The organism is Sulfuricurvum sp. (assembly GCF_036279695.1).
In the GTDB taxonomy this organism is placed as follows: Bacteria; Campylobacterota; Campylobacteria; order Campylobacterales; family Sulfurimonadaceae; genus Sulfuricurvum.
Genome location: NZ_DASUIQ010000106.1, coordinates 1 through 16646, shown reverse-complemented (window position 1 = coordinate 16646; position 16646 = coordinate 1). Strand labels below are relative to the sequence as shown.

Annotated in this window: 18 protein-coding genes; 8 read left to right on the top strand and 10 right to left on the bottom strand. The window is 46.5% G+C overall.

All coding sequences use genetic code 11. The annotated features are described in order from the left end of the window. The 4 genes from VFW36_RS10470 to metK all read right to left on the bottom strand — a co-directional run. Nucleotides 1-401 (bottom strand): Gfo/Idh/MocA family oxidoreductase (locus tag VFW36_RS10470; protein ID WP_329658758.1); only part of this gene is annotated, 401 nt, incomplete at its 3' end. Further along, nucleotides 398-1447: a nucleotidyltransferase family protein gene (locus VFW36_RS10465; RefSeq protein WP_329658757.1), complete on the bottom strand. Its 1050-nt coding sequence runs from the start codon at nt 1445-1447 to the stop codon at nt 398-400. The genes VFW36_RS10470 and VFW36_RS10465, both read right to left, overlap by 4 nt. Nucleotides 1448-1504: 57 nt before the next feature. Beyond that, complete coding sequence (locus VFW36_RS10460; protein ID WP_329658756.1) at nt 1505-2086, bottom strand: acetyltransferase; 582 nt, start codon at nt 2084-2086, stop codon at nt 1505-1507. 55 nt (nt 2087-2141) lie between these two features. After that, a complete protein-coding gene (metK, locus tag VFW36_RS10455) occupies nt 2142-3344 on the bottom strand; it encodes a methionine adenosyltransferase (protein WP_329658755.1) in 1203 nt (400 codons plus the stop codon). 129 nt (nt 3345-3473) lie between these two features. Between metK and asnB the strand changes: the two genes are divergently transcribed. Beyond that, complete coding sequence (gene asnB / locus VFW36_RS10450; RefSeq protein WP_329658754.1) at nt 3474-5279, top strand: asparagine synthase (glutamine-hydrolyzing); 1806 nt, start codon at nt 3474-3476, stop codon at nt 5277-5279. A gap of 2 nt (nt 5280-5281) precedes the next feature. On the opposite strand, the gene VFW36_RS10445 is transcribed toward asnB, so the two are convergent. From VFW36_RS10445 to dcd, 4 genes are all read right to left on the bottom strand, one after another. Beyond that, complete coding sequence (locus tag VFW36_RS10445) at nt 5282-5776, bottom strand: GAF domain-containing protein (RefSeq protein ID WP_329658753.1); 495 nt, start codon at nt 5774-5776, stop codon at nt 5282-5284. Next, nucleotides 5773-6288, bottom strand: coding sequence for a GAF domain-containing protein (locus tag VFW36_RS10440; RefSeq protein WP_329658752.1), 516 nt, complete (start codon nt 6286-6288; stop codon nt 5773-5775). Before VFW36_RS10440 ends, VFW36_RS10445 begins: the two co-directional genes overlap by 4 nt. Before the next feature lie 171 nt (nt 6289-6459). Further along, nucleotides 6460-6696: a YdcH family protein gene (locus VFW36_RS10435; protein ID WP_329658751.1), complete on the bottom strand. Its 237-nt coding sequence runs from the start codon at nt 6694-6696 to the stop codon at nt 6460-6462. 43 nt (nt 6697-6739) lie between these two features. Then, nucleotides 6740-7300 carry a dCTP deaminase gene (gene dcd, locus VFW36_RS10430; protein ID WP_015654670.1) on the bottom strand — a complete coding sequence of 187 codons (561 nt, stop codon included), beginning with the start codon at nt 7298-7300 and terminating at the stop codon, nt 6740-6742. Between the two features lie 72 nt (nt 7301-7372). Between dcd and accB the strand changes: the two genes are divergently transcribed. From accB to VFW36_RS10415, 3 genes are all read left to right on the top strand, one after another. Further along, nucleotides 7373-7825, top strand: coding sequence for an acetyl-CoA carboxylase biotin carboxyl carrier protein (gene accB / locus VFW36_RS10425; RefSeq protein ID WP_329658750.1), 453 nt, complete (start codon nt 7373-7375; stop codon nt 7823-7825). A gap of 3 nt (nt 7826-7828) precedes the next feature. Further along, on the top strand, nt 7829-9169 hold the full coding sequence (locus VFW36_RS10420; RefSeq protein WP_329658749.1) for an acetyl-CoA carboxylase biotin carboxylase subunit: 1341 nt from the start codon (nt 7829-7831) through the stop codon (nt 9167-9169). Between the two features lie 132 nt (nt 9170-9301). After that, nucleotides 9302-11422 carry a methyl-accepting chemotaxis protein gene (locus VFW36_RS10415; RefSeq protein WP_329658759.1) on the top strand — a complete coding sequence of 707 codons (2121 nt, stop codon included), beginning with the start codon at nt 9302-9304 and terminating at the stop codon, nt 11420-11422. Between the two features lie 12 nt (nt 11423-11434). Here VFW36_RS10415 and VFW36_RS10410 read toward each other — a convergent pair whose 3' ends face one another. Beyond that, nucleotides 11435-12268, bottom strand: a complete 834-nt coding sequence (locus VFW36_RS10410; protein WP_329658748.1) for a peptidylprolyl isomerase — start codon at nt 12266-12268, stop codon at nt 11435-11437. A gap of 91 nt (nt 12269-12359) precedes the next feature. On the opposite strand from VFW36_RS10410, the gene gltX reads away from it, so the two are divergent. Further along, nucleotides 12360-13742 (top strand): glutamate--tRNA ligase, encoded by a 1383-nt coding sequence (gltX, locus tag VFW36_RS10405; protein ID WP_329658747.1) that lies wholly within the window; start codon nt 12360-12362, stop codon nt 13740-13742. Here the strand turns inward: gltX and VFW36_RS10400 are convergent. Continuing rightward, nucleotides 13732-14412 (bottom strand): MqnA/MqnD/SBP family protein, encoded by a 681-nt coding sequence (locus VFW36_RS10400; RefSeq protein WP_329658746.1) that lies wholly within the window; start codon nt 14410-14412, stop codon nt 13732-13734. The two genes, gltX and VFW36_RS10400, sit on opposite strands and share 11 nt — an antisense overlap. A gap of 117 nt (nt 14413-14529) precedes the next feature. Between VFW36_RS10400 and VFW36_RS10395 the strand changes: the two genes are divergently transcribed. The 3 genes from VFW36_RS10395 to glp are packed head-to-tail and all read left to right on the top strand — an operon-like array spanning nt 14530 to nt 16396. Next, complete coding sequence (locus tag VFW36_RS10395; protein ID WP_329658745.1) at nt 14530-14751, top strand: MoaD/ThiS family protein; 222 nt, start codon at nt 14530-14532, stop codon at nt 14749-14751. After that, nucleotides 14748-15200: a molybdenum cofactor biosynthesis protein MoaE gene (locus tag VFW36_RS10390; RefSeq protein WP_329658744.1), complete on the top strand. Its 453-nt coding sequence runs from the start codon at nt 14748-14750 to the stop codon at nt 15198-15200. Before VFW36_RS10395 ends, VFW36_RS10390 begins: the two co-directional genes overlap by 4 nt. Next, nucleotides 15197-16396, top strand: a complete 1200-nt coding sequence (gene glp, locus VFW36_RS10385; protein ID WP_329658743.1) for a gephyrin-like molybdotransferase Glp — start codon at nt 15197-15199, stop codon at nt 16394-16396. Before VFW36_RS10390 ends, glp begins: the two co-directional genes overlap by 4 nt. Nucleotides 16397-16646 lie beyond the last annotated feature (250 nt).

Here is a 16646-nt window from a genome sequence, read left to right as displayed (position 1 = left end):
CCTGATTTGATGGATACGGCGATTGGGGTTTCGGTGCCCAAGCGGGATTTGATCCGCTCAAAAATCGGGTGAAAACGCAACACATAACCGACATAAATAGCGTTACTGAGGAGTTCGGTGTTGTGGTATGTATCAAAAAGGGGTTTTTCGCATAAAATGGTTTTGTTTTTGACGTGGGAATCGAGATAGAGGAGCTGGGAAAGGTGTTTATTGGTTTCCGATGCAATCACGAAATAGTCATAGGTCGCAATATCGGGGACCGATTCTAAGGTTGTAAATGTCGTTGTCGTCTGAAATGTTTGAGAGGTGACGACATGGATCGCATCAAAGACTCCCATCGAGGAGAGGACATCATAGTGTCGTTGACCGATAGAACCGTATCCGACGATGAGCGCTTTCACTGAAACACACCCGCATACTCTTGATTGGCACGTTCATACTCCTCCATCTGACCGATGTCGAGCCAATATTCCCGTATCGGGAATGAGACCGCTTTTTGGTCTTGTTGGATGAGAGCTTCAAACAAAGAGGGCATATCGTAAAACTGATTTTTCGGGATGTATCGGATAACGTCGGGATTGAGCATATAGATTCCGGCACTCACAAAGAATTTATGAACCGGTTTTTCTTGAATAGAGAGGATCGTATTGCCCTCCATATTCACCACCCCATAAGGGACTTGGAAATCGTATTCGCGGACACACATTGTTGCCATCGCATTTTGGGTGAGATGATAATTGCATAGATGATCAAAATTGATATTGGTGAGCAAATCGCCGTTCATCACGAAAAAAGGCTCATTTGGGAGGGTTGTAAGAAGGCTGAGCGCCCCTGCCGTTCCCATCCGTTCCTCTTCAAAGATGTAGGTGATATTCACCCCAAAGGCGCTTCCGTCCCCGAAATAGTCTTGGATGATGTGCGATTTATAATTGACGCATAGGACGATCTCGTTAAACCCGTATTCGGCAAATTTTTCCACAATGGTTTGCAGTATCGGCTTGTTCCCGACTTTGAGCATCGGTTTTGGGGTCTCTTCGGTCAGAGGTCGAAGGCGGCTTCCCAATCCTCCCACCATCAGTACCACCATATTAGGCTTGGTAGCGGGCTTGATCAGATCATTGATCTCTTGGATCCCTAAAACACGGTATTCTTCATCGACGATCGGAATTTGATGCAGTTTTTTAGCGAGCGCTTTTTGGAGGATATCCTCTTTGGTATCGCTGAGCGTTGCTACGGTCGGGGTGGTGTGGAGTATCGTTTCAACGCTATCTTCAAGACGCAGATTGTTCAACAGTCCACGACGTATATCTCCATCAGTGACGGTTCCCAAAAGTTTCCCCTCTGAATTGACCACAACTGCCATCTGCATCGCACCGTTGTTGATGATTTGCAAAGCGTCTCGGATGGTAGAGGTTAGCGAGAGTTTAATGGCATCTATCGGTTTCATCGGAGTCCTATATCGGTGTAGTAGCATCAATTAGCGCTTCGGCTATGATGAAAATGCTCATTTTGCCACACTTCCCGCTTTGATAAAGGATCGTTCTTCAATCAGAGTTACCTCTTTTGATACGGCGTTGCTTCCGAAAAAACTCCCCCGCTTGATAACCGTTTCCCCGTTGACAATAGCACCCGTCGAAATATGGCAATGATCACCGATGATGGAGTCGTGTTCGATGAGTGCTTTGGTGTTGATGATACAGTTGTCGCCGACAGCGGCATTGGCGTTGATGAGCGCATCATGGAAAATGACGCTCCCCTCACCGATATGGGCATGTTTGGAAACATACGCTCTAGGGGATATAACGGTAGGGAGTTTATACCCCATTGTTTTTAAGTGTTCAAACATACGGATACGACCGTCGGGGGACTTGATTTGACCGAAGGCGATCAACGCATAGCTACATTCACCTCTTAAACGTTTTAAATCTTCATTGGAACCGATTATCTCGTAACCGAGTACGATTTCTCCGATTTTTTCGGGAATATCGATAATCCCGAAAATCTCAAATTTCCCCTCGGTTTCAATGACGTCGATTAGAGACCTGCAATGCCCGCCGCCGCCTATGAGGAGAAGTTTTGGTTTCATAGACGTACCCTTTTGTCCAATTTCACTAATGACAAGAAATTGTGACAATAAATTTTCAATGTTTCAATCTCTCAAACTTTTCAAGTTCATCAAGCTTTTCCCACGGGTAGTCGCTTTGACCTACTTGACCGCGGCTTGCGACATCGGCATAGAGAAATGTTGCTTCGCTGGGGTGGTCAAGATCGAATTTACGAGTAATCCAGTTAGGGGTGAGGGGGAAGTTATCGTGAACAAACGACGAGAGAATGTCATCATTAACCCCATCGATGCAGGTACCGCTGGTATCCACGGCGACAGAAGTCGGTTTGGCAACCCCGATTGCGTAGCTGATCTGAACAATCGCTTTTTTCGCTAACCCTGCGGCTACGATATGTTTGGCGATCCAGCGTCCCGCATACAATCCTGAACGGTCAACTTTCGTATAATCTTTAGAACTTTGGGCACCGCCGCCGATCGGGGCATATCCGCCAAAACTATCGACGATAAGTTTACGCCCCGTTAAACCGCTGTCATGGAGACTGGAATGTGAGACGTATTTACCTGTCGGATTGATGTGGATGATGCACTTTTTAGGGTCAAAAAGATTGGTCGGTAATCCCGTATCGAGGATCAGCTCCATGATGAGTTCACGCACGGACTCGATGCTCATCGTGTTAACACACGGAGCGGAGATGACGATGGTATGGATCGATTGGGGGTTACAGTTTTCAAAGTTGTCTTTAACCCCGTAGTCCATAGTCACTTGGGTTTTAATATCGACACCCAGTTTATGAGGATGGGCGAGGGCGTAGTGATACACTTTCTCCATGAGCATCCGTGCATAGGTGATAGCACTTGGCATATAGTTTGCCGTTTCACAATCGGCATACCCGAACATGATCCCCTGATCCCCTGCACCGGTTTCACCGTCTTCTTGGTCAACCCCTTGGTTGATGTCAGGAGACTGACGGTTGAGAAGGACCTGAACCTCTACATCCTCAGGATGGAGACACTCTTCGCGAGTGAAGTGAGGGTGACCGTTGTAGCCGATCTTTTTAAGGGCATCGATGGCGATATGTTTGTACTCTTTGGTACTGAGTTGAACATTGGAGGTAACTTCTCCTCCGATAACAACATGTTTGCCGGCTACGAAGACTTCACTGGCGACACGGCTTTTCGGATCACCGATGATGAGGCGATCGACGATGCTATCGGCAATAATGTCGGCGCATTTATCGGGATGCCCTGGGGAGACGACTTCGGAGGTAAAGAGGTACATAAAACGGTTGTTTCCTTGCTAAATTTTGATGGTAATATTAGTAGATAGATTATAAGATATTTAAGGCAAAAATTTTCTTAGGGCATTATTCGCTTCGGATATCGTATAATTGCGAAAAAAAGGGTTTTTGTGTGCGGAGTATTTGGAATTATCGGTGATTATAGCCCGCATAAAGCGCGTGAAGCGCTCCAACTACTCTCACACAGAGGACGCGATCATTGCGGTATCGTTGAGAAAAAAAATCTTTTTTTAGCTCACCAGCGCCTCTCTATTACCGATGCACACTCTCGTTCCCATCAGCCGATGGGACGCGGCGCGGTTCTCGTCAGTTTTAACGGCGAAATTTACAACCATAAAGCGTTGCGTGAGCAGCTTGGTCATTATCATTGGGAAACACATAGCGATACCGAAGTCATTTTGGCCGCGTATGAGCAGTGGGGGATCGGATGTATTGAGCGTCTGGAGGGGATGTTTGCGTTTGCCCTTATTGACGGAGAAAAATGTTATCTCGTGAGAGATCGATTCGGGAAAAAGCCCCTCTTTTATCATCAGAGCAAAGAGGCTTTTGTCTTCGCCTCGGAGATCAAAGCGATTAAACCGTTTCTCTCTTCAGTGCGGATGAATAATGAAGCACTTCACTCCTATCTCTCTTTTTTAGCCCCAGCCCCGCCCCATACCTTTTATGAGGGGATTGAAAAATTAGAAAGCGGTGAGTGGCTCTGCGCAGAAAATGGCACCATCACCAAACACCGTTACTATCATCCCCTCAATACCCGTTCTTCAACGATAATGGATAATAATGCTGCTTTGCAGAAGATCGAAAAAGAGCTACATCGCTCTGTTTCTATGCGGCTTGATACTAGAGCACCGATGGCCGCACTCCTTTCGGGCGGTTTGGACAGTGCGATGATTTGCGCGATAGCTTCAGCGCAAGGTAAAAAACTCCCCGTCTTTACCCTTGGTTACGATGAATACGGTGCGTATGACGAGAGGGCAAATGCGGCTGTAACGGCACAGTATCTGGGGTTGGATCACACCGAAGTGATCATTAGCCAAAACGATTTCGATACCCATTTGGATGAACTGTTGACCCACATGGATGAACCGCTCAACGATCCTGCCGCGTTGCCTCTGTATCTGTTGATGAAAAAAATCGGTGAGGAGGGGTACAAAGTTGTCCTAAGTGGCGAGGGTTCGGATGAACTATTTTTAGGGTATCGGCAGTATTTCGAATATCTCGACATCGAAAAAGCCGCTTCCTTGCACCACAAAAACTGGCTCAAAAAATATTTTCACAGCCATTTTTCGATGAACCGCGAATGGGAGTGGTACAAACGGGTATTTGATGAGTCGTTACTGTTTCGCACCTCGGGGGAAAAATTCACCGATTTGCAGCAAAATAAACTCTTTCGTCGTAATGTTCGGGATAACGAATCGCTCCGATTTTTACAGAAATATCGAGACGAATTTGAGCAAAGCGGACACCGTGAGCCGAGCTTATGGTATAGCATGATCGATTTAAAACTTTTCGTCGGGGAGCATTTTCTCACCAAGCTTGATCGGGTCTCGATGGCGCATACCCTCGAAGCTCGGACACCGTTTTTGGATCATCGTCTTGCCGAAACGGTACTCTCTATTGATCCGGCTTTGCGTATCGGGGATGGGGAGAGTAAAACGCTTCTCAAACAAATCGCCCGAAACTATCTCAGCGATGAGATCATAGACCGTCGTAAAAAAGGGTTTGCTAACCCTTACATGGAGTGGTTGATTGCTTCTGGACGGTTAGAATTGATACGGGAAGTGAATGATAAAACGGGGCTTTTTTATCCCGAAGTTATCGAAGAATATTTGGATTTGGCACGTCGTGGAAAATTTAAACAACATGTCTGGGGACTCTATGTCCTCAGCCACTGGATAAAGCGGGAATTATTGTAACCCTATTTTTTCTCCATGAGTAGTGCCAGCTCCAACGTTCCACTGATATAGTTGGCAAAAAAGCTCATTATCCCCTCATCTTTTTCGTCAAAATCGCCGTGATATTTGTTAAGGAGCTGAATAACCCCGATCACCTCTTGGCGAGAGCTAAAAATTGGGATAGCAAGAATATTGCGGGTAACGAAACCGCTTTTTTCATCGATCTTGGCTAAGAATCGGCTATCTTCGTACGGTGTGTTGACGAGTTGAGCCGCCTTTTTTTGAACGGTATCGCCGACGATTCCCGAATCGATACCGATAGCGATCCGTCCGATGCCGTCACTGAGTTTTGTCCAAAGCATTTCCCCCTCTCTATCGACCATAAAGATAGAACACCGCTCGGCATTGACAATCGCTTTGGCCTCTTCGGAGATGGTCGGAAGTGCCTCTTCGATATGATCAAGCCCGCTTAGTTTTTTACCGAAATCGGCAATCCGTTTGTATATTTCTAAACTCATTCAATCCCCTTGGCTAGTAATGATGCTTCATCGTCAAAGAGCATAGCAAGCTCTAAATAACCGCTGATATAGTGGGCAAAAAAGATCATGAACTTGGCATCTTCAGCGGAGAAACCGCCCGGTTTATTCAAAAGCTGGAAAACCCCGATGATGTGGCGATTGGAATCAAAAATCGGGATGGATGCGATGTTTTCGGTGACGAAACCTGTTTTATTATCAATGGTGTGTAAAAACCGCTCATCTTCATACGGGTTATTAACCAATATAGGTTTTCCCTCTTTAAGTGTGTTTCCCACGATTCCGTCATCTTTGTGAACCATGATCTTCTCGATGCCGTCGGCTAATGTGGTCCAAAGCATTTGTATTTTCGGATTATAGATAAAAATGGAGCAGCGTTCCGCCCCGCTTACCGCTTTGGCATACTCAGAGATCATAGGGAGACCCTCGGAAAGGGTTGGACGTTTGAGCAATGCCCGCCCGAAATCGGCTAACGCGGTATACGAAGTTTTCATAAGAACCTCACAAGATAAAATCAGAAAAAATAAATCGTATCCATTTAAAGCTAAAAAGTAAATTTAAAAGAAGTTCAAGAAGGAAAATCTGCCTCGAAGAGGCAATCTTTAGTGCCACAGCGGCAAGCGTAGCCAAAGGGATCTATTCCCTTGGCGTTCAAATACGTAGATTTAGAGGTTGTGCTCTTTTTTGTAGGCGATGATCATTCCGTATGCTTCGTCTTTAAGGAGCAATTTCTCTTTTTTGAGTTTTTCAAGTTCAAGATCGCTCAATGGAATCTCACCGTTTTCAGCTTTGGTAATTTGGTTGTCAAGATCGTTGTGGCGATCGAAAATTTTCAAAAAGTGGGCGTTTGCCGCATCATTTTGCTTCATATGGGTGATAACATCGCGATATTCGTGCAACATTCAAGTGTCCTTGCGTGGAAATTTAGCGCAATTGTATCATTAGTTAATTTAAAATCCGCGGAAGAGTGATCCCCTCTTGCCCTTGATATTTGCCGCTCTTATCTTTATAAGAGGTTTCGCACATCTCGTCCCCTTGTAAAAAGAGGACTTGGGCGATCCCCTCATTGGCGTAAATTTTTGCCGGAAGAGGGGTCGTGTTGGAAATTTCGATCGTGATATGCCCTTCAAACTCCGGTTCAAACGGAGTGACGTTAACGATGATACCGCAACGCGCATAGGTCGATTTACCCAAACAGATCGCCAATACGTCGCGGGGAATTTTAAAATACTCTACCGTACGTGCCAATGCAAATGAGTTCGGCGGGACGATACACACGTCACCCGTGAAATCGACAACATTCATGTCATCGAAGTGTTTCGGATCGACAACGGTTGAATTTAGATTGGTAAAAATCTTGAATTCATTCGTCACACGAATATCATAACCGTACGAACTAAGCCCGTAACTGACGACTCCCACTCCCACTTGATCTTCGCAAAATGGGGAGATCATCCCCTCATTTAATGCCTTTTCCCGTATCCATCCGTCGCTTTTTAGACCCATCTTCAATCCATTGTTAATTTTATTTATGGTAGTATAACACATCTATTACCCTACTTTTAGGAGCATTTTCCGATGGATATGAAACAAATTAAAGCCCTTTTGCAAGAGTTTGACGCAAGTTCTCTTTCAAAATTAAAAATTACTCAAGACGCTTTTTCGATTGAACTTGAAAAAAATATCGGTGTGGTTGCCGCACCTATGATGGCAGCTCCGGTTGCAGTAGCAGCGGCTCCTGCCGCACAATCGGTTGCGGTAGAAGCAGCAGCTCCGGCGGCAGTTCTAACCGGTGATATGATCCTTTCTCCGATGGTGGGGACATTTTATGCGGCTCCATCTCCTGATTCGGCTCCGTTTGTAAAAGTGGGCGACCGCGTTAAAAAAGGGCAAGTGATCGCTGTTTTGGAAGCGATGAAAATCATGAATGAGCTTGAAGCCGAATTTGATTGTGAAATACTCAGTGTATTGGTTTCCGATGCTCAAGCGGTTGAATACGATATGCCGCTTTATGCTGTTAAGAAGCTCTAAACCATGGCGGAAATCAAACGTATTTTAGTCGCGAACCGCGGTGAAATCGCGCTTCGTGCCATTCGTACAATCAAAGAGATGGGTAAGGAAGCGGTAGCCGTTTACTCCACTGCCGATAAAGAGGCTTCGTATCTGAAGCTTGCCGATGCCGCTATTTGTATCGGTGGGGCTCCAAGCTCTCAAAGTTATCTCAATATCCCCGCTATTATCGCCGCGTGCGAAATCAGCGGATGCGATGCGGTATTTCCGGGATACGGGTTTTTGTCTGAAAATCAACATTTCGTAGAGATCTGTACCCATCACGGGATCAAATTTATCGGACCGACACCTGAAGTTATGGTGATGATGTCCGATAAATCCAAAGCGAAAGATGTCATGATCGCAGCCGGTGTTCCGGTTGTTCCGGGGTCTGACGGTGCGATCAAAGATATTGCCGAAGCCAAAGTGCGTGCCAAAGAGGTCGGTTATCCGGTTATCCTTAAAGCTGCAGCAGGCGGCGGCGGACGCGGTATGCGTGTCGTTGAAGACGAGAGCTATATCGAAAATGCTTTCTTAGCCGCAGAGGCCGAAGCGATCGGCGCATTCGGTGATGGTACGATTTACATGGAGAAATTCATCAAAAATCCTCGCCATATCGAAGTGCAGGTGATTGCGGACAGCCACGGCAATGTACTTCATATCGGTGAACGTGACTGCTCGATGCAGCGCCGTCACCAAAAATTGATCGAAGAGTCACCTGCGGTAGCATTGACCCCTGAAATCCGTGCCGAGTTGCACGCTTCAGCCGTTCGCGCAACCAAATACATCAAATACGAGGGTGCGGGGACGTTTGAATACCTCCTCGATGCCGATAAAAAGTTCTATTTCATGGAGATGAATACCCGTCTTCAAGTAGAACACTGTGTCTCTGAGATGGTGAGCGGGTTGGATTTGATCGAAATGATGATTCGTGTCGCGGAAGGTGAAGCGCTTCCTCCACAGGAGAGCGTTACCCTCAAAGGGCACTCAATCGAGTGTCGTATTACCGCCGAAGATCCGGTTAAATTCTTGCCGTGTCCGGGGAAAATCACTCAATGGATCGCTCCGGGCGGACGTAATGTCCGTGTAGATTCACATGCACACGGAGGATATATCGTTCCTCCTACCTACGATTCTATGATCGGCAAACTGATCGTTTACGGAACGGATCGTAACGATGCGATCGCGCGGATGCACCGAGCGTTGAGCGAGTTTACGATTACAGGGATTAAAACAACGATCCCTTTTCACATGAAAATGATGCAAAACCCTGATTTCATCAATAACAACTTCGATACCAAATACCTCGAAAACTACAACGGCTAATCGCCGTTGTAATTAATCTTTTCTTCCACCATTTCAATTTCTTCTTAGTGAAACATCAATATACTTAATGCAACTAGGATACTGTCCTGTTTTTAACCTTATAGAAACAAGCAAGGAGCGATCTTGAAAAATATGACCGTTGCACAAAAAGTATATATCCCTCTAATCGCTTCGATACTGATCGGATTTGTGATCGTATTGATTAACTATTGGCTCTCAGTAGGGGAGATCCGAGACGATATTTATGTGAGCCAATCCAAAGAGATGACGACCGTGTTTAATGAGGCGATTGAGGCCAAAAACAGTGTCGGTATTACCAATGCCATCGGTATTTCTAAAAATAGTGCCGTAATAAATGGACTTGTAAGCGGAGATCGTGAGGGGACACTCAAGAGTCTTAAATCACTTTCGAATGAGTTTAAAGAGAATACCAAATTCGGAAATATCAAGATTCATGTACATGATCGCGATGTTCACAGTTTTTTACGGGTGTGGAAGCCGGAAAAATTTGGGGATGATTTGAGCGGTTTTCGAAAAAGTATTCTCAAAGTGAAAGAGACACAAAAACCTCTTGTCGCGATTGAAGTTGGGGTCGCCGGCTTGGAACTGCGAGGAATTGCCCCTATTATTTTATCGGGAGAGTATGTAGGATCGGTTGAGTTTATGCAAGGGCTTAATTCGATCATCAAAGATACGCGTCAAAATTTTGGAACCGAGCTGGTCATAGTACTGGATAATCGTTATTTAGAAAATGCAAAAGAGCTTAGCGATGCTCCTAAGATAGGGAAAGAATTTACCTTAGCGGTAAAAGAGGACGTGGTAGATAAGGGATTTTTGTCTGAACTGGGTAAAAGTGAATTTGACCCTAAAAAAGGGTCATTTACGACGGCTAATTACTATGTTGAACCGATAGCGATTAAAGATTTTTCCGGCGAATCGGTAGGATATGCTTTTTCAGCCAAAAAATTGGAAGCGGTCGAAAATTTGATCAACCATTCAAAAAATTCACTGTTGCGTCAAGCCGTCATTATGACGGGTATGAATGGGCTCCTTTTAATATTATTGATTATAATCGTACGTAGAGCGGTTACGGAACCGATTCAAAATCTGGATACGATTGCGCAAGAATTGGCGAGCGGGGATGCCGATTTGAGTAAACGGCTCAAAGTAGCATCCAATGATGAGATCGGTAAGGCGGCGATGAGTTTTAATATCTTTATCGAAAAAGTTGAAAAAATCGCCAAAGTCGCAGAAGAGAGGGCGAATGAGGCGATGAATGCCAAGAGTAAATCGGAAGAGCAGGTGGCAAAAAATGAGATGTCTTTGACATTGGCTCACCAGATGATTCAAGGTTCGATCCATAATTCAGGGAATCTCCGAAGCTCTCTGGAGAGTAATATTAAAAACTTGCAATTGGTCAATAGTCTCAATCATGATACGGGAGATGTTGTCGACAGTGTGAGTACTCAAACCGATGAGATTATTGGGAGTATGTCCAAAATCACGGAGATGATTAACGATTCGCGCGCCAATTCGGAACAGCTCAATCACAATGTGAGCGAAATTTCCAATGTTATTACTTTGATCAAAGATATTTCGGATCAAACCAATCTATTGGCTCTTAATGCGGCGATCGAAGCGGCGCGTGCAGGGGAACATGGGCGTGGATTTGCCGTCGTTGCCGATGAAGTTCGTAAACTGGCTGAGCGAACGCAGAAAGCAACGAGTGAAGTCGAAGCGAATATTAGTGTCCTCAAACAAAATTCGATAGGGATGTTGGAGAACAGCGAACGGGTTGAGGGCTACGCCGTCGATTCCGCCCAAAAACTCGATCAGTTTAAAACGGGAATGGCGAAATTGATCCAAAATGTTGATCGGATTAAAGAGGATAGCCAAGCTATTAGCTATGAGATATTCACCAATATGGCAAAAATTGACCATATGATTTTCAAAAATAACGCCTATGCCGCAGGTTTTGAGGGGAAAGTGAGCAAAGAGTTCGGTGATCACCACGGATGTGCGCTCGGGCGCTGGTATGAATCGGGTGATGGTAAGAATGTATTTTCTTCTTCTCCTGCATACGGACGATTATTGGAACCGCATAAAAAGGTTCATGAGGAGGTGAAAAAAGCGATGCAACTACTAAATGAAGATCCGATTCGAAATGCAAAAGCGATAGCCATGTGTTTTGAAAATGCTGAAAAAGCGAGTGTAGAGCTGTTTGATATTCTCAACGAGATGGTGGCCTTGTAAGCCACCGGAGGGTTATGGAAGACGTAAGACTTTGATGTCTGCGCTGAGGCGGAGTCGGGTAAAATAGTCATTTAAGACTTGATTTCGTTTTTCCCCCATGATCATGTTGTCGATTTGCGGACGCAGTGTATCGACATGTTCGGTCACTACATTGAGTTTATCTCGCATATAAAAAGACATAAAACCGTTTTTCCCGTTCGGAAGGATAGGTCCGAAGTTTCCGTTCGGAATTTTATTGAGAATTTGAGCTAGTTGGGGATTGATTTTAGAGGAAGGGATGCTTTCATCTTTACTCTCAATCGTTTCAATATGGCGCATAGGGTCGGCGATTTTGGCGGCGAGTGCTTCTTGAGACGGGGATACATAGGTGGTTACTTCAAAACTCTCAGGTCGTGAAAACTCATCCAAATGGAGTTGATAGTACTCATTCTCTTCTTCGGCACTTGGTTGGCTCATTTTAGAAAAAGCGATAGAGCTGTAGAGTTTTTGTCCTTTGATACTCTCTTCCACTTTAGCTCTGAGATCTTTTTCGCTCAGCCCGCGTACGCTCTGCATGGCATTTAAAAACTGCTCCGTAGAGAGGTTGTTTTGGGCTGCCATTCGCGCAAGTTCTTCATTGATTTCAGCGGAGCTGACCGTAATCTTTTTTTCTGAGGCTTCGAGTTGTTCGAGCTTTTTACGGATCAGATTATCGGCGCTTTGAGTAGCACTGGTCCCGCTTTGTTTCATCTCTTGTTGAACTTCATAGAGGGTGATAGGGCTGTTTTTGACAAGTACCGCCACTCCGCCGATGGGAGCACTCCATAAAAAGGTGGCGAGTAAAGTCGAAAGGGTGAGAGAACGCATTGATGCTCCTATGCAAAAGTTTCCTATTTTACCCGCTTTTAACATAGCCTTAACTAAAATTGCGCAATTGCATCCAAAAAGGATTTACAACATGGTAGTAACCAGATTTGCCCCAAGCCCGACGGGATATTTACACATCGGCGGATTGCGTACCGCTCTTCTCAGTTACCTTTGGGCGCGCCGTAACAACGGAAAGTTTTTGCTCCGCATCGAAGATACCGATTTTAGCCGTAACGATGAAGCCGCCGCTCTCGCGATTGTCGAAGCGTTCAAATGGGTGGGACTAGAGCATGACGGGACAATCGAGTATCAATCAAGCCGCTTGGCGATCTACCAAGAGTATGCCCAAAAGCTCCTCGATAGCGGCAAAGCGTACAAATGTTACATGAGCCGTGAAGAACTCGATGCATTGCGTGAAGAGCAGACGGCTCGCAAAGAACGCCCTAAATACGACAACCGCTACCGCGATTTTACGGGGACACCTCCGGAGGGTCGTGAAGCGGTTATCCGTATCAAAGCGCCGCTAGAGGGATCGATTACCGTACATGACGGTGTCAAAGGGGATGTTGTTTTCAACGTCGAAGATATTTTGGATGATTTTATTATTGCCCGTGCCGACGGTACGCCGACGTATAACTTCGTTGTCGCGGTTGATGATGCCCTCATGGGGGTGACCGATGTTATACGCGGAGACGATCACCTCTCCAATACCCCAAAACAAATCGTGGTCTATGATGCACTCGGCTTTGCAATACCGCGTTTTTTCCATGTTCCGATGATCCACAATCATGAGGGGAAAAAGCTCTCTAAACGTGACGGTGCGACCGATGTAATGGCATACAAAACACTCGGTTACACTCCCGAAGCGTTGCTCAATTTCCTCGTTCGTTTGGGATGGAGTCACGGCGATCAAGAGATTTTCTCGATGGCAGAGATGCTGGAGCTGTTCGATCCGAGCGACATCAACCGCTCGGCTTCGGTGTACAATGTCGAGAAACTTGACTGGCTCAATGCACATTACATCAAAAATACGCCGAATGACAAACTGTGCGAATTGTTGGAGTTTCACGGAGTGATGCTCGTGAGCCATGATAAGCGCGAGATTTTGCTCGATGCCCTCAAAGAGCGCTCCAAAACATTGGTCGAGATGGCCGCGCAGATCAATGAGATTTTGGTGCGTCCCTCAGGATTTGATGAAGCGGCACTCAAAAAAGGGTACAAAGAGGAGTCCAAAGCGATCCTTCAAACCTTCGCTGAAGCGCTCAAAAACGGAGGAGAACTCCACTTGCCGAGCGATTATCACCATGTTATGGAATCAGTCGTCGCACAGTTAGAGATCGGTTTCGGGAAAATCGGTCAACCGCTTCGTGTTGCCTTGATGGGGAAACTCTCAGGACCGGGACTTGATACCGTTATGGCGATTATCGGAGTCGATGAGACGTTAGCGCGAATCGATGCGCTACTTAGTATCTAATTTTTGAAAGAGAGGGATTTAACCCTCTTTTTTTCGCCTCTCCCACAAACCTCTTATACCCTTTCTCCTCTTTTACGCCCACCTTATAACTGATAAACTTTAGGTAATGGATAATTTGCGCAGGGGTAAGTCCGCTTCGGCGGGACGCTTCCATTAGGATATAGTGGGGAATTTTCACTTTTTTGATAACAAACGCGCGGCTGAGGCGGCGAAGTTCATCACTATGGTGATGGGTACACAGCAGGGCAAAAACAAACGGCAGTCCTGTCCGTTCATGCCAAAGCCCTCCCAGATCGATATGCTCCCCTCCGCTGTAATAGTATCGAAGCGCTTTGTCTCCGATCAGTACCTCTCCGTGAACCTCTAAAATCTGAGCAAGGAGGTTGGACGTCGCCGAATCCTCATCCGCTTTGTCGGCATTTGGGAGAGAGAGGACGCTGAGCACTTCACGTTGTGCGACGATTCCGACGCCGAAGTGATGGCAATTTTTGGCGGTAATACTGGAGATAAACGCCGCATTGATTCGGCGCATGGCAAACTCGCGGTTGAGGGCTGAGGGGACACCTTTGTGATAATGGAGGCTCTGATGAAATCGGGTGCTTCGGGCGTAACGCTTGATGAAGACGTGGAACGGCAAAAGGTTTATAAAATCGATTTTTCCGAAAATCACGTACAGCCTCTCTGGAAATAGTTGAGGCAATTATACTAACCCATAGCTAACAAGGGACTGTTATTGAGGATTCGATATAATCATCCCAATAAATATCCTCTAAAGAGACATAGAAGAATGGTAACAATCGAATTTTTAGGACCGATCCAAAAGGCACCGCTAACACTGGAAGCTTCATCGTTGCGCGATGTTGCCGAAGCATTGAAAAACGACAGTGAAATGGCGCAGTGGCTAGAGAGCTGTGCGGTAGCGGTCAATGATACATTAGTTGCAACCCTCGATACTCCTCTCAAAGCGGGTGATAAAGTATCGCTTCTTCCTCCGGTGTGCGGCGGATGAGTACTTTAGAGCTGTATGAGGGGGGACTGAATGTCCCCGAAATCATCACCCGATGGTATGCTGAGGAAGCGGAGTATAACTACGGTGCCTATATACCCTTTATCGGAACGGTACGTGAGGAAGACGAGATCGAGGGACTCAGTTTCGATGTGTATGAGCCGATTTTATCCAGTTGGTTTGACACATGGCAAGTAAAGGCTGAGGCTCTTGGGGCAAAGCTCAAAATGGCGCACTCTCGAGGTGATGTATTGGTGCATGAAAGCTCCTATATCGCGGCGGTGTTTTCTCCGAAACGGCGTGTGGCGCTTGAGATGATCGAGCAGTTTGTTGAGGATTTCAAAGCTTCGGCTCCGATCTGGAAATACGATCTGAAAAACGGTGAACGCCTTTATGCGCGTGATCGCTCTACCGCGATTGCAGGGGCAGGGATTCTGGGAGGTAAGCAATGATTTCGTATGAGACTTCCCAAAATATGATTTCTCTTCTGAGCATCGGCACTGTGCGAAGCGAGCGGGTTTTTATCTCCTCTGCGCTGGGTCGTATTTTGGCCGAAGATATTGTGGCGGACGGCGATTATCCCAGCCACCCAACGTCGGCAATGGACGGCTATGCGATCCTTCACAGTGATTTGGCTCTTTGTGATTCGCTCGAAATTCTGGGTGACAACCCTGCCGGAGCCGACGAAATCGGCGGCGTGATGAGCGGGGCGTGTATCAAAACCTTTACCGGTTCATTGATGCCAGGCGGCTCTGATACTCTCATTCCGATCGAAAACGTTCGTGTCGAGGGATCACGCATTATCATAGAAAAAGCGGTTCCGCATGGATTTGCTGTCCGTCCGGTCGGGGAAAGCTACCGCGAGGGGGAAGTTTTGATCCCGCGCGGAACCAAGATAGGGTTTGCTGAGATCGGCGTATTGGCGGGGATCAACCGAGTGATGATCCGTGTCGCTCAGCGTCCGCGTGTGGCGATTATCGCAACGGGGAGTGAGATTCTCGACATCGGAGAAGCAGCGCGTCACGAGGGACAGATCCGAAGCTCCAACAGCTACACCCTCCAAGCCCTCGTCGATTCTCTCGGAGGCGAGAGTATTCAGATGGGGATCGTCGGAGACGATAAACACGCCATTATGGAGCGATTCGAAGAGGCGATAAGTTCATGCGACATCGTCGTGAGCACGGGTGGAGTGAGTGTCGGCGATTACGATTTCGTCAAACATATTGTCCCGCGCCTGGGTGCCGAAGTGATCTTCAAAGGGGTGAACATCAAACCGGGACAACACGTCATGGTGGCTCAGCGGGGATCGAAATTTATCGTCTCTTTGCCGGGGTTTGCGTACTCATCGACCGTTACGTTTATCCTCTACGCCGCACCGCTGATTGCTCGGATGTTGGGGGTTGAAAATCCTTACGACGTGATCGAAGCGACCCTCAAAGTTCCGTTTGCCAAGCGTTCGAACAAAAGCGAATTTACCGCGTGTAACCTCTCTTTTGAAGAGGGGCGTTATTGGGTCGATTTTGAGGGGAAAAAGACGGGAAGCTCTGCGATTTTGACCAATCTTCTCGGTAATGCGGGACTTATGATCTGCGGTGAAGAGGATGGGGATTTGGAAGCGGGGACGCTGGTTCGCGTTATCAAATTATAAGGTTAAAGAAAAAAAGCACGCAAGCGTGCGTGGGCTTCCCGCCGAGGGAAACTCAGCGTTAGCGTAGCGAAATGGGGGCTTTGCTCCCATCGCGTATTTATTTAAGGATCTTCGCTTTAATAGCCTCTTCTTCAACCATGTCTTTACGGTATTTTACCGCGACGATATGTTCGGTCTCATTGATATACCATTCCGCGATATGCTCATGCTCCAAGCTGTTTAATTTCTCCATATCGACATGATCCATCGA